The 13,905-nt window shown below is 42.9% G+C and carries 11 protein-coding genes and 1 riboswitch; of the genes, 5 read left to right on the top strand and 6 right to left on the bottom strand.

Annotation, left to right across the window (positions count from 1 at the left end; all coding sequences use genetic code 11):
• The first annotated feature begins 50 nt into the window (after window positions 1-50).
• A complete protein-coding gene (locus RGU12_RS21675; protein WP_309537919.1) occupies window positions 51-707 on the top strand; it encodes a hypothetical protein in 657 nt (218 codons plus the stop codon).
• A gap of 1,277 nt (window positions 708-1,984) precedes the next feature.
• Here RGU12_RS21675 and RGU12_RS21670 read toward each other — a convergent pair.
• From RGU12_RS21670 to RGU12_RS21650, 5 genes are all read right to left on the bottom strand, one after another.
• Complete coding sequence (locus RGU12_RS21670; protein ID WP_309537918.1) at window positions 1,985-3,289, bottom strand: nucleobase:cation symporter-2 family protein; 1,305 nt, start codon at window positions 3,287-3,289, stop codon at window positions 1,985-1,987.
• Entirely contained in the window at window positions 3,289-3,879 is a 591-nt protein-coding gene (locus tag RGU12_RS21665; RefSeq protein ID WP_309537917.1) for a xanthine phosphoribosyltransferase, read from the bottom strand. Before RGU12_RS21665 ends, RGU12_RS21670 begins: the two co-directional genes overlap by 1 nt.
• A gap of 110 nt (window positions 3,880-3,989) precedes the next feature.
• A riboswitch (purine riboswitch) is annotated at window positions 3,990-4,091 on the bottom strand.
• Window positions 4,092-4,558: 467 nt separating this feature from the next.
• On the bottom strand, window positions 4,559-5,842 hold the full coding sequence (locus tag RGU12_RS21660) for a M20 family metallo-hydrolase (RefSeq protein WP_309537916.1): 1,284 nt from the start codon (window positions 5,840-5,842) through the stop codon (window positions 4,559-4,561).
• Between the two features lie 522 nt (window positions 5,843-6,364).
• The gene (locus RGU12_RS21655) at window positions 6,365-6,895 is read right to left on the bottom strand and encodes a hypothetical protein (RefSeq protein ID WP_309537915.1); all 531 of its coding nucleotides are present in this window, start codon (window positions 6,893-6,895) and stop codon (window positions 6,365-6,367) included.
• 156 nt (window positions 6,896-7,051) lie between these two features.
• Entirely contained in the window at window positions 7,052-7,534 is a 483-nt protein-coding gene (locus RGU12_RS21650) for a sigma-70 family RNA polymerase sigma factor (RefSeq protein WP_309537914.1), read from the bottom strand.
• 542 nt (window positions 7,535-8,076) lie between these two features.
• Here RGU12_RS21650 and RGU12_RS21645 point away from each other — a divergent pair.
• A complete protein-coding gene (locus tag RGU12_RS21645) occupies window positions 8,077-9,264 on the top strand; it encodes an acetyl-CoA C-acetyltransferase (RefSeq protein ID WP_309537913.1) in 1,188 nt (395 codons plus the stop codon).
• 76 nt (window positions 9,265-9,340) lie between these two features.
• On the opposite strand, the gene RGU12_RS21640 is transcribed toward RGU12_RS21645, so the two are convergent.
• Window positions 9,341-10,897, bottom strand: coding sequence for an ATP-binding protein (locus RGU12_RS21640; protein WP_309537912.1), 1,557 nt, complete (start codon window positions 10,895-10,897; stop codon window positions 9,341-9,343).
• Window positions 10,898-11,222: 325 nt separating this feature from the next.
• On the opposite strand from RGU12_RS21640, the gene folE reads away from it, so the two are divergent.
• From folE to RGU12_RS21625, 3 genes are all read left to right on the top strand, one after another.
• Window positions 11,223-11,852: a GTP cyclohydrolase I FolE gene (folE, locus tag RGU12_RS21635; protein WP_309537911.1), complete on the top strand. Its 630-nt coding sequence runs from the start codon at window positions 11,223-11,225 to the stop codon at window positions 11,850-11,852.
• Between the two features lie 99 nt (window positions 11,853-11,951).
• Window positions 11,952-12,737 carry an SDR family oxidoreductase gene (locus tag RGU12_RS21630; protein WP_309537910.1) on the top strand — a complete coding sequence of 262 codons (786 nt, stop codon included), beginning with the start codon at window positions 11,952-11,954 and terminating at the stop codon, window positions 12,735-12,737.
• A 163-nt stretch (window positions 12,738-12,900) separates the two neighbouring features.
• Window positions 12,901-13,902: an ABC transporter permease subunit gene (locus RGU12_RS21625; RefSeq protein WP_309537909.1), complete on the top strand. Its 1,002-nt coding sequence runs from the start codon at window positions 12,901-12,903 to the stop codon at window positions 13,900-13,902.
• Window positions 13,903-13,905 lie beyond the last annotated feature (3 nt).

Genomic DNA, 13,905 nt, shown 5'->3' with positions numbered 1-13,905 from the left:
TTCCGATTCCTCTAGGAATAAAGTAGTAAAAAATAAGGGGGAATCCATAAATGGTACGCCAACGACTTGGTGGTTATTTTGCAATTATTTCTGCATTGATGCTTGTTCTTGTGATGGTTATTTCACAGGCAGTTGCTGTCGAGGGGAAGGATGTGTATGAGCGAACGGTGCCTTCGCTAGCGACTTATCCTGTAGTGAACTGGGTATTACTGCTGGCCGGAGCATTCGCAATGATACTAGTATTCTGGATGGTTGAAGCGGTTGATACGCGACTTCGCTCTGGATATCCGGAAATGAGCTCAAATGTATCCAGATTCGCCTATCTTCATCTATTTTCCTACACCTTTTACATGCTGCTACCAGCTGCCGCCCATCACGACCTCGTTAATAAAGATCAGAACATCCAAGAGGCCATCACGACCATCCACCCATTGATTGAACTAGGACTCGTCATATCTGTATTTTCTAGCATCTGTCTGAGCATTTGGCTCATACAAGTAGGATTACTCATTTTAAAAACAGGTTTGTTTTCAAAGGCATTGGGCGTATTCACTATCATCATAAGCTTAATCGTACTTTTCTCAGGCGCATATGAAGCGTTATATGGGAGAGGTTCGGTGATCGGAATCATCTCCAGTATGCTAACCTTTGTTGGAGCATTTGTTATATGGAAAATTTGGGTGGGAATCGAGTTGTTGAGGGGGTAAGAAATAGCTCTAACGTCGATAGAACTGAATTATCGTCGATAGAATGAAAATAACGCCATAGAAATAGATTATCGCCGATAGAATCAAATTATCGATGATAGAGATCTAAAGAAGGGGGTACAGTTGTACCCCATAGTAGAATGTAGACAAAGTCAGTGCTGACTTTGTCTAAAGGACTTTTTCAATGAAATCTAGATTTTAGTTATTTCCCCAGACTGTCTTAAACCACCTGAAAGACAAGGCCCGCAACCGATCGAAAACGCGTTTAGAGGCTGTTGATCCAACAAGAGAGGCAAAAACCGCTTTATCAACCGTCTGCAAGGGGTACAGTTGTACCCCATTCGGAGGCCAGTACCAGTCTGTCTACACGACTTTTCCTAAGATACCCTGGATTAAATTAATTACAGATTGTCTTTAAAACGCATGTTAGCCGAGGCGCGCAACCGAAAACGCGAATAGAGGCTGTTGAATAAGCACAACGAGAGAGGCAAATACCGCACAGTATACGAGAGTTTATCAACCGTCTGCAAGGGGTACAGTTGTACCCCATTGGTAGGCCAGTACCAATCTGTCTACACGACTTTTCCTAAGATACCCTGGATTAAATTACTGACAGATTGTCTTTAAAACGCTTGTTAGCCGAAGCGCGCAACCGATCGAAAACACGAATAGAGGCTGTTGAATGAGCACAACGTGAGAGGCAAAAAACGCAGTATACGAGAGTTTGTCAAACGACTGCAAGGGGTACAGTTGTACCCCCATTCGTAGGCCAGTAACTTAACTATCTACACGACCTTTCCTAAGATACCTAGATTAAATTACTTACAGATTGTCTTTAAAACGCATGTTAGCCGAGGCTCGCAACCGAAACCGCGAAAAGAGGCTGTTGAATGAGCACAACGAGAGAGGCAAAAATCGCAGTAAATGAGAGTTAGTCTACCATCTACAAGGGGTACAGTTGTACCCCTTGTGCATCTTGCTGGATAAATTCATTAAGGTTAATTTAAATTAAATGATGCTAGCACTGACATCAATTTAGTTTTGATAGGGGCTATTACAATTGTTTCAAGGTCTTCAAAACATAGAAAAAAGTAGCTGCCCAATCCCTAATAAAGGATGGATAGCTACTTTTTTCAATAACATATATTAAGAATTTTTTTGACAGTCACTCACTCTCTTCTTACAGCATGTAGCTGCAATGACTTTTTGTTGGAAAAAGGGACAAGTGAATTGTACCTAGGGATAAATGGTGGGACAAGGAACCTGTCCCCTTGTTCCTATGATGCCTTCTGCCCCTCCAGTACCTGCACCGCTTTTTCTGAAGGTTTTTTCATGAAGATGAGGTTCATGACGATGGCTGTTAGGCTTCCGATAACGATTCCGTTGCTGGTTATGATTTGCATGCCTTCTGGTAGGTTCGCAAATAGGGTTGGGACGGTTGTGATGCCAAGTCCCATTCCGATTGAACATGCCATGATTAATAGATTTTCTTGTGATGAAAAGTCAACTTTGCTAAGCATTTTGATTCCCGCAGAGATAACCATTCCAAACATCGCAAGCATCGCGCCGCCGAGAACTGGTGTTGGAATAACAGTTGTGAACGCGCCAACTTTTGGAAGGAATCCAAGTATAATTAAAAATGCCCCAGCGGCGTAGATTACAGTGTTCTTTTTTACACCTGAAAGTTGGATTAGTCCAACGTTCTGTGAGTACGTTGTATATGGGAACGCGTTGAAAATTCCGCCTAAAATGGTCGCAATTCCTTCTGCGCGGTATCCCTTTGATATCTCTTTTTCTGATAGTTTTTTACCAGTGATATCACTGAGTGCGAAGTAAACGCCTGATGCTTCAACAAGCCCCACAATTAAAACTAATATCATCATGATAATCGCTGATGGCTCAAACGTTGGCATACCGAAGTAGAATGGTTTCGGCATGTGCATCCAAGACGCATCTGCTACTGCTGAAAAATCAACCTTGCCTAAGAAATAAGCAACTGCTGTCCCAACGATTAAACCAAGTAAAATGGCAATTTGACGCATAAAACCTTTTGCAAAACGATACAGCACTAAGATGAAAAATAAAGTTCCGAATGAAAGGGCAAGGTTTTGAACCGAACCGAAATCTGTACTTCCAACTCCGCCCGCCATGTCGTTCATTGCAACTGGAATAAGCGTAATCCCAATGATGGTAACAACTGACCCGGTCACGACTGGAGGGAAGTATTTTACGAGCTTACCAAAGATAGTAGAAACAAGAACAAGGAATACACCACCAGCTAAAATCGAACCGTAAATCGCGGATACCCCATACTGCCCTCCGATTGCAATCATCGGTCCGACCGCTGTAAATGTACAGCCGAGCATAACTGGCAAACCGATACCGAAGAATTTATTTTTCCACACCTGTAAAATCGTTGCGATTCCGCACATTAATAAGTCGATTGAAACGAGGTACGTGAGTTGCTCACCCGATAAGCCGATGGCGCCACCTACAATGAGGGGCACAATCACGGCACCTGCGTACATCGCAAGCACATGTTGAATTCCGAGAGAGGCCGTTTTGAATAGATTCCCTTTCATTAGCGACCAACCCCCACTTCTTCTAAAAATGTCACTTTTCCACCTTCGAGAGATTGGATTCTTGCGAGAGATTCAACCTTGAAACCATTGTCGCGAAGCAGTTTACCCCCGTTTTGGAAGGACTTTTCAATTACAATTCCGATTCCAGCGGTTTTAGCGCCAGCTAACTCTACGATGCTAGCAAGACCAAGTGCAGCCTGCCCATTTGCCAAAAAGTCATCGATGATCAGCACATTGTCTGTTGGTTCGAGGAATTTCTGAGAAACGGAAATTTCATTGGTTTCTTTTTTCGTAAAAGAATAAACAGACGCAGTAAGTAGGTCGTTTACGAGTGTAAGAGATTTTCTTTTTCGTGCAAAAATCACCGGCACTCCCAGATCGAGCGCTGCCATCATAGAAGGCGCAATCCCTGAGGATTCGAGTGTTAAAACCTTTGTAATGTGATCATTTTCGAAGCGACGCGCAAATTCTTTGCCGACTTCGACCATTAATTGTGGATCTATTTGATGATTCAAAAAGGCGTCGACCTTTAGGACGTGGTCGGAGAGGACAGTACCTTCGTTAAGTATTTTTTGTTGTAAAAGTTCCATTTGAGTTTCCTCCTTATAAATGAAAAAGCCTGAACATCATTGCACTCCCCAATACGAGTGAGTCAATGACCTTCAGGCTTTCAACGAAGGAAAGTGGAATAAGCATAAATGCATTCCCATTGCTCACTCATAGTCAGCACATTTACGGTGCGCTGGTAGAAACTTACGGGCCCTATCCCCGTGATTATATGAGTGAATGCCGATATTCAAATGGTATGTTGGTATTATATGACGGGAGGCGGGATTTGTAAATGGTGGGAGTTGGAAAAAGGGATGGGGGCAATAGAAGAATGTTTGGTAATTGGGGGGATCAGAGACAAATAGGCATGGGTGAATTGGAGAAATGTCTCTGAGCGAGGTTATCGCGGACAATTCAATGTTTGTATAGAAGGTGAAATGTCTCTGAGGCAGGGTATCGAAGACAAAATGAAGAGAAAAGTAATTTAGATTGTCCTTGAGACAGGTCTTCAAGGACAAAACGAAGCGAGCAATCATGCAATTTGTCTCTGATAAGGCTTATCGAAGACAAAAACATGCGGATACCTAAACGAAATGTCTCTGAGGAGTGGTCTCAGAGACAAAACGATCTATAAAAATGTTTTTGAGACGATATAATGGTCGCCCAACACGTCAAAAATCAAAAAAAGGAAGCACAAATCGTGCATCCTTTTCACAACTGCTATTTATCATACCCCTCCAAAAAATCCTTCAACACATGCACAGATTGCACGCAGTCGCTTAAAGCCGACCATTCGGCTGGGTTATGGCTGATGCCATCTTTGCTTTGGACGAAAATCATGGCGACCGGCAACACATGGCCGACAATCATTGAATCGTGGCCAGCACCACTAGGTAAAAACACCGGTTCAATCCCTTGTGCGAGCACAGATTTTTCGAGTTTTTGCTGCATGTTCTCGCTGATTGGAACAGGTGCTTCGCGCAATGTTTCTTCATATTGAAGTTCAATCCCATGTGCAGCGCAAATGGACTTTGCTTTTTCAATGACTAGGTCAACAAGTCGATCCCTAGTTTCTTTTTTGATATCACGAATATCAACAGTGAGTCGGACTTCGCCAGGAATGACATTCACGCCGTTTGGCAGTACATCAACCTTTCCGACGGTTGCGACCGCTGATGAGCTAACTTGCTCTGGTAACGATTGAACTTCGTAGATAAACTGGCTCGCAGCAACAAGCGCATCCCTACGGTCGTCCATTGGCGTGTTGCCTGCATGTCCAGCACGACCCGTAAACGTCATTTTCAACCAGCAAGGTCCCGCGATTCCAGTTACAATGCCCACTGGCACCCCAGCGCGCTCCAACCTTTTTCCCTGTTCAATATGTATTTCAACAAACGCCTCAAGTTGTTTGAGATCTCTTTTTGAATTGAAAAAGTCGTCAACAGACAGTCCAATATCCTCTAAAACCTTTGCAAAAGAGTCACCATGGATGTCTTTTTTCGGAAGAAGGTCCTCTCTTGTCGCTTCACCAATCATCGACGAACTTCCGCTGAAACCTCCATTAAATCGTGCGCCTTCCTCATCAGAAAAAATGACAACCTCAAAAGGACGTTCCGGTACAAAGTTTGTTTGTTTCCAAGCCTCGGCAACCTCAAGGGCTGCAAGTACACCAAGGGGACCGTCGAAATGTCCGCCGTTAGGAACACTATCAACATGGGAGCCGGACAGGAGTGCAGGAAGACCAGGATTTTTACCATTGAGACGTCCGAATACATTACCAGCGCCATCCATGGTTACAGTAAGTCCTGCTTCTGTCATCCATTTCTTCACCAAATCCTTTGCAGCCTTTTCTTCGCGGGAAAAACCGATTCGGTGTGAGCCGTTATCAGGGGTTAACCCAATTTCTGATAAAGCAGCGAGTCGTGACGCCAACCGCTTTCCACTGACGCCGTTTTTATCTAGTGAAAAATCATAATCTGATAGTAATATTTCGAAAAAATTCATAGGAAGCGCTCCTTTTACTAGATTTTTCTATATTTTATCATATGGTTGTCAAAAATAACGGGAACAAATGTTCTGTTTTTACTGGTAATCTATTATCTGAAATGTTAAAATAGGGGTACAGTTACATAAAGCGGGTGGGCGGTTAGCCACTTCCTTGGGAAGGGAGGTGGTCAGATGAGTTTATATGAGACAATGTCAGTGGCACTGCAATCTAATGTAGTTTTGCTAGGGGTCATAACAATTGTAGTTACGTTAGTCGTTGCAAACAAAAAGAAGTAACCGCCCCGCCTCGACCAAGGTATAAGGGATGATTACTTCATTTTGTGAAACTTCAAATTAATTGGTTAGCCGCTCACTTTGCGGCATGTAATTGTGTTGATCAGGTGTTGACGCACCTGATCTTTTTTATTATATCTCTATTATAAGCTTTATAAACGCTTATTTCAATCTTCAGAGGGAGTCAATTTTGATGAAAAGTCAACAAAATATAAATCCTTCACCTTTACGCGTAGTCCCACGCCCTCACTCATAACTTCCCTGCACATCCAGCGCCTTTTTCAGCATTTTCTTCTTCTTTTCCTCGTATTGTTCTCGGAAGGTCACAGCTTCGTCTTTTGAATAGCCGCCTGCCTCTAGTTCGGTTTCGAGTTGCGCATAGATTTGTTCGAAGGTCTCGTCGGTTTCAGTTTCAAGCGTCTTGAACTCGTTATAATAGCTGCTCATGACCTGAAGAGCGGCAATGCCATCGGTGGATTCCTCTACGAAATCCTCTTTAGCTCGTGCCAGCAGATCCTTCGCCTTCTTTTTTGTTTCCTTTTCTAAATTCTCAAATTCAACCGTATATTTGTCTTTTATAACCGTCAAAGGATCCGTTGTTGCAGCTGTTTCAACCGCAGGCTCCGGTTCGTCAGCAGGAACCTTTTTCTTGTCCAATACAAGCTCGCGCTGTGGGAAATTCGCCACCTGAACCTGGACGGGGGTCTTTTCGTGGTGCACATACCAAAACACACCGAGCTCTACAATGATTGCGAGTAGTAGCAACCTCTTAATCATGTTCTCACCTCACCATACATTGTTGCCCAACGTCACAATCCTAATCATTTATTATTCTCAAAAAAAGAACTCAATCCTCAAACAAGCGCTTGTTTAAACACGGAGGTCCGCACTCGTTACCAGAAAAAATTCAAACAAACATTTAGTTGAAAAAAGTTATCTTTCTAGCATAATGATTTTCCGCAATTTCTTAACAGCCTGTCGTCCCCATGACTTTACCGATTCCACGGTAACACCATGCTCATCGGCGATTTCCTTATAACTTTTATCCTCTATAATTCGCCCCTGAACCCACTTTACCTGATTGTCCGTCAACCCTTCGCTGTACTCTTCAATTAAATCCGGAGAATACCCATTAGAGCCCTCCGTAGGACTCAAGATAAGCAGTTCACCCGTAGGTTGACAACGCTCCCGGTGGAGGGCTTCCTTTTTTAAATGATCAAGAAGCTTTCCACGAATTGTCGAATAAGCAAATGTCGAAAATTCAACACCTTTTTCTGGGGCAAAGCGAGTCGACGCTTCCCAAAGTCCGATTAAGCCAATCTGATAAAATGTCTCCTTGTCCCCATACAACCGTAAACTTTTAATCACCTGAAAAATCAATGGTTTATACTGTTCAGCAAGTTCCTCAAATGCCATAAAAATGTCCTTTTAAAGAACGCGTTCTTCTTTTATTCCGCCGGTAACTCAAATTTACTTGTTAGGAAGGAGGGGAGTCCAAAGCGTAAACTTCACGTATGAAGGGGGTAGGAGATGGCCGTATGTAACGTTTGCTATAGTGAAACTTCAAGTATGCTTTCCTTAAAGGGAAAAAAACTTCAAATAAATTGTAAAAAAATACAAAAATGTGATGAAATTAACAGAATTTTGTTGAATGAACGGTTAATCTATAGGTAGAAAGTCGCAGATAATTAATCGGCAGCTGTTTTACTTGTTTAAAACACAGCTCAGATTTATACATATATTTTGTAATACATATTTAAAATTGGAAGCGTTTCATTAGCTTTCAATCCTCTTTATTCCCCGTTTTTCCCACTATTGACAGCCAAGTTCAACATAAACAACTGAATGAGTCTAAGTTAGGTGTACAGAAATGTACACCTCCTCTACATTATTAGTCAGAATATTCATTACATATAGCAAGCAACGTGGTAAACTAATTAAAAAAGGAGGTATTGCCAATGGAATCAATTTATATTGTTGAAGGAGCTCGTACAGCATTTACTAGTTTTGGAGGTTCGTTTTCAGGGACGGGTGCAACAGAGCTAGGACGCGCTACCGCAGTTGAGGCAATGAAGCGCTCCGATGTTGATCCCGGACAAATTGATCACGTCATTTACGGCAACGTCATTCATACTGAAAAGAACGCTTCTTATCTGGCGCGGCATATTGCCCTACATAGTGGTGTTCCTCAAGAGGTACCTGCGTTTATGGTGAATCGCCTATGTGGCTCTGGGTTGCAATCTGTTGTTTCCGCAGCACAGCATATTTTAGTAGGGGACGCGAAATTGGTACTTGCCGGAGGAACGGAGAACATGTCCCAATCACCGTTTGCGAATTTTACCCAGCGGTTTGGTGGCTCAAAAATGGGTAATCTTCAATTTGAAGACATGTTGCTGACAACCCTCACCGACCAATACACGGGAAAAGGAATGGGCATGACCGCGGAAAAACTAGCAGAAAAGTATTCAATCTCCCGCGAAGAACAAGACAGATTTGCGATTGAATCAAACCAAAGAGCTGCAAAAGCATCTGAGAACGGAACTTTTGCTGAAGAAATCGTTGCTGTTGAGGTGAAAACGAGAAAAGGAAGTATTTTAGTAGAAAAAGATGAACATATCAAGCCAAACGCGAATTTGGAATCGATGAGTAAATTGCGTCCGTCCTTCATTGCCGACGGAACAGTTACTGCCGCAAATGCATCGGGTATTAACGACGGAGCTGCATCTGTTGTGGTTGCAGGTGAAAGAGCGGTTCGTGAAAATGGGCTAAAGCCTCTTGTAAAGGTAATTTCGTGGGGAGTAGCGGGAGTTGACCCGACTATTATGGGGATTGGTCCTGTACCAGCCATAAAAAAGGCACTTGAACGAGCGGGACTTAGCTTAGCCGACATGGACTTGGTCGAAGTAAACGAAGCATTCGCTGCCCAATATCTCGTAGTTGAAAAAGAACTCGGACTCGACCGTGAAAAAACAAATGTTAACGGTGGGGCAGTTGCGCTTGGTCACCCTGTTGGGGCGAGTGGTGCACGAATCCTGTTATCTGCAGCATACGAACTAAGACGCAGCGCTAAAAGATATGCAGTCGTTAGTCTCTGCATTGGGGGCGGTCAAGGAATCGCGATGGTCATCGAAAATACTAGCTTATAAGATCCTGAAAGCTTTTTGGGTCGTGGGGACAGATCCCTCGGCCCAAAAGTTTCATTGGAGCATTAACTCATGTTCACTATTCCACCACATCTTCAACAAACAAATAATCTTTCAATGCCAGCTGTAGGGTACCCTTTGACTCCGCGATATCCGCAAAGCTGATTCCCAATGCAATCATCTTTTTCACAATTTCCGCCCGAATTCCGGTAAGGACCGTTTGGCAGCCCATCATTTTAATACCCTCAATCAACTTTCTGAAGCGGTAAATGACCTCGTCCTCCATGAAGGCGACACCAGATAGATCCATGATTAGCGTGCGGATATGTTCATTTTCAATGGTAAACAGGATTTTATCCTCGATCGTCAAGAGGCGACGTTGGTCGATGCCACCAATCAATGGGATTATGTACGTATCTTGGTTAATCGGAATGATCGGCACAGATAGATTTTCAACAAGCTGTCTTTGCGACTCCAGAAGTCCGTCCTTGAACTTCGAATAGCTGATGAAAAAGTGGGTTAAAAAATGGTCGAGTAAGATATTCATTTTTTTCTCAAGCGCAAAAAATTCGTCACGACTTGATTCGTTATTCAATAACAGGTCATAATTGTACAGGAAGTCCCAAAGGGTACGGCGTATGGATTGAACCCACTCAAGCTTAAACGCAAGCGTTAGCGAATTTTTAGCCCATGCGATGCCCTCCCGCTTAGCAAATGTAATCAACTCGTGTTCGCGTTCTTCAACGACATAGAGTACGAGTTTATGAGCATTATCAAGGAGATTAATGTTTCCAACCGTATGAATATCCTCGATCTTATCCTTCACATTAATGGCTTCCTCTAGCAGCTTTTCTTCAAAATAGACTTTGTTTTCTAGGAAAAACTCTTTAATAGAATCTTTGTAGATTAGATTCAATTTTCGAACACCTCGATCAATGGGTTTGAGTTGTTTTGGCAATCTAATCGTAAACGTTGTTCCGGCGTTTAATTCACTGTCAACAGAGATGTCTCCGCCATGCTGGTAGACAACGGAGAAAACTTGGGCAAGTCCCATCCCAGTACCAGCGTCCTTTGTTGAAAAAAATGGCGTTCCGAGTAGATTCATTTTTTCCTTTGGGATACCGACGCCTGAGTCCTCAATGGTGACAAACACATCCTTGTCATTAGCTCGGTGCGTAATCTTAATTTTGCCGTTCCCCTCAATCGACTCAATCGCATTTTTGATCAAATTAAAAAAGGCTTTCTTGAACTGATTTTTCTTTCCGACAATGGTAGCATCCGTATTTTGAAAGTCCGACTCGAGCTCAATTTCATACAACTTATCTAAAAATAGATTTAAAATAGATTCTAATTCGGCCGCTAGATGAATCACTTGGGCATCCTCGTCTTCCAAATCAGGCTTAGACACCTGAAGCAAATTGTTCAAGGTATGAAGGGCATTGTTGAGTTCGCTTTGTGCAATATCCAGGTATTCATGCTCTTCCTCCTGCTGTAGAAGCTGTAAAAATCCTTTTACGGCTGTAAGTGGGTTGCGTACCTCATGTGCAATCCCGGCAGCAACTTGCCCAACAGAGGCAAGCTGTCGTAAATGTGTATCTCTCCTTTGTCCTTCATTTTCTGTATCATTTGGAACCATAAATAGAAAGCCTCCTACCTATTGACTTAAAAAAATTTCCAATTTTTTTGATATATACATAGAAAGCATACCGAATGAATATTCAATACAGCAATGAAAACATACGGAAAGCGAAGGAATTTTTTTAAAATACTACAAAAGTAGTAGGGATAGGGGGACAGGTTTCTAGTCCCAAGACGAAGCTGAAAGTCAAAATGAAATGTTTCTGAATTTACCAAACTCCAAATACTCCACCCCTTGCAAATAGTCCTTTCGTAGGAAGGAAATCCGATGCAAAAGAAGAAGTAATAGGAAAGTTTACAATGATGAAAAGAGGTTCGACAAGATGTCTTTAATAGATACGGAAGCAAACATAATTGAAAAATTGCCACGTATATTTGAAGGAAACCCAGAAAAAATTAAACAAGCTGAACATGTAGCAGATGCATTAAAAAGTCTGATTGAACTATGCGGGGACGATCCGAACCGTGACGGACTCATCGAAACGCCTCAGCGCGTCGTCAAAGCATTCCTCGAATACACTGAAGGCTACCAAGAAGATCCAAAGGACCATTTGAAAAAGGTGTTCGACGTCACGCACCGCGAGCTCGTTTTGGTTAAAAATATCGAGTTCCATTCTATGTGCGAGCATCATTTCGCACCGTTCTTTGGTGTCGCACACGTCGGCTATATCCCGGATAAAAAAGTAACGGGACTTTCCAAGATTGGAAGAATGGTAGAAGGCTATGCGAAACGATTCCAGGTTCAAGAGGTGTTAACAAACCAAATTGCGGCGGCCATTGAAGAAATTCTCGAGCCACAGGGCACCATGGTGGTCATCGAAGCAAAGCACATGTGTATGTGTGGCCGTGGAATTAAAAAAACAAACGCCGAAACCACAACAACTGCCGCAAGAGGCATATTCGAAGAACGCCCAGACTCGCGTCTTGAATTTTTAACTCTATTAAATAGGTAAGGGACCATGGGGTACAGGGGTGCCAAAGGGATGGTTCTCGTGGTCCCTCGGAACCAAAGGAGCCGTCCCAATCCAATAAACAAAAGGCAGGTGATGTAGGTGAGACATGCAGTGATTACAGCGGGAACGAAGGGCTTAGGAAGAAAAGTGACTGAGGAATTTTTAAAAATGGGCTGTTCGGTGACAGTGAACTACAGGAGCGACGAGGCTCGCGTCGAAGAGCTGAAAAAGGAGTGGAAACCCTATTTAGAATCCATTCAGTTCGTTCAAGGTGACATCACAAAAAAAGCGGATATCACAAACATTTTCAACCAGGCAATGAGCCGCTTTGGGCGAATTGACTACCTCATCAACAACGCCGGTCCGTATATTTTTGAGCGAAAAAAGTTAGTAGATTACAAGGATCACGAATGGAACGAGATGATTGACGGCAACCTCAGCTCAGTGTTTCATTTTCTCAAGCTAATCATCCCCGTCATGCGGAAGCAAAAATTCGGCAGGATTATCACCTATGGCTTTCAGGATGCGGAGAGCGCACCTGGCTGGATGTATCGCTCAGCCTTCAGTGCGGCAAAAGTTGGCTTGGTGTCACTTACAAAATCAATTGCCCTCGAGGAAGCTGAACACGGAATTACCGCCAACATGGTGTGCCCAGGCGACATAACTGGTGAGATGAAAGAAGCCACCATCACCACAGCTCGAACACGAAAGGACCCCGAAACCCCAATCGGTCGCCCAGGTACAGGTGAGGATATAGCCAGAATTATCGCCTTTCTCTGTGAGGAAAACTCGGATTTCATCACGGGGAGCGTAATTTCGGTGTCAGGTGGAGTGAATGTTGTGAATAAAACAGGGGCAAGAGAACAAATCGATAAGCAAAGTTAAAGGTGACTCAAATCTTGGGTCACCTTTTTCGTCTTTAAAAGGACAGGGTTTTGTTACTGCTCTATTGGAACTAAATAACAATTATGGTAAATTCAAAATAATAATAATTTTATGAGATTTGAGGCGAGGGACCTGTCTCTCTGCCCCAAAAGGAGATTACGTGATGGGAAATGTTGAGGCGAGAGTGCGGGATGTTTGCACAGTTTTGTTTGTGATTGCGGTTGTGTTCGGGATCCGTTTGTTTTTGCCGGATGTTCCGGATACGGCGGAGAACAAACTGAAATCATGGAACGAATATAAGCAAGTGATTCAACATACGGTTTCAGAAGCCTGGAAGAATCATAGTTTGGGAACGACAAAAAATGGAGAGCCAATCGAGTCTGTTGCGGTCGAACATTTTTCTAGAAGTCTAAAGATCGTGATTACTTCCTTTATCCTTGCACTTACACTTGGAATACGGAAGGGGATTTTTGATTTTCGAAAAAGGAAACCGTACCAAAAGCTCGTTGGGGAAGGGTTAACCAGCTTCCTTTCGGCGTTGCCAGATTTCTTTGTGATTCTCTGTCTTCAGTGGATCATTCTCTTTTACATGCCGTTTATCTCCTGGTTTGGGCATGAGGAGTGGTATAGCTTTCTGCTTCCTTCGGCTTTGGTAGCCCTGTACCCACTTTTATATCTGGCAAAGGTGACGACCTCAGCTTTGAATGAAGAAAGTGACCAAGTATTCGTAGCAGTCGCAAGGTCGAAGGGGTTAATCGAAAAAATTGTCACGTACAAGCACATCCTGCGTAATAGCATGATCCAAATCATTAGCCATCTACCGTCGATGATGGTCTATGTTTTATCAAACTTGTTGATTGTGGAGTGGCTGACAGAGTATAAAGGTGCGGCCTATCGATTGTTTAAGACAGTTGACAAGAAAAATGTTATGACAAAACTATCAGGAGCGGACGTTGAGCGAAACATAGAAACGGGAATGATTCTTGAAATAGCGTTGGGCTTTATGATGCTCTATTTCATAACGATCCTTGTCAGCAAGTTTTTATTACGCATAGTCTCTCCATTCTATACAACGACGATGTTAGTGAAGGATGTAACAAGACAAATGATCATCATAATTCCCGCAATGGCAGGGGTTTCACTCTTTCTTTTATATATCATTTAAAAA

The organism is Ferdinandcohnia sp. QZ13, from assembly GCF_031324165.1.
GTDB lineage: Bacteria > Bacillota > Bacilli > Bacillales > Bacillaceae_L > Ferdinandcohnia.
The sequence above is the reverse complement of the archived record's forward strand: the minus strand, read 5'-3'. Positions and strand labels throughout refer to the sequence as shown.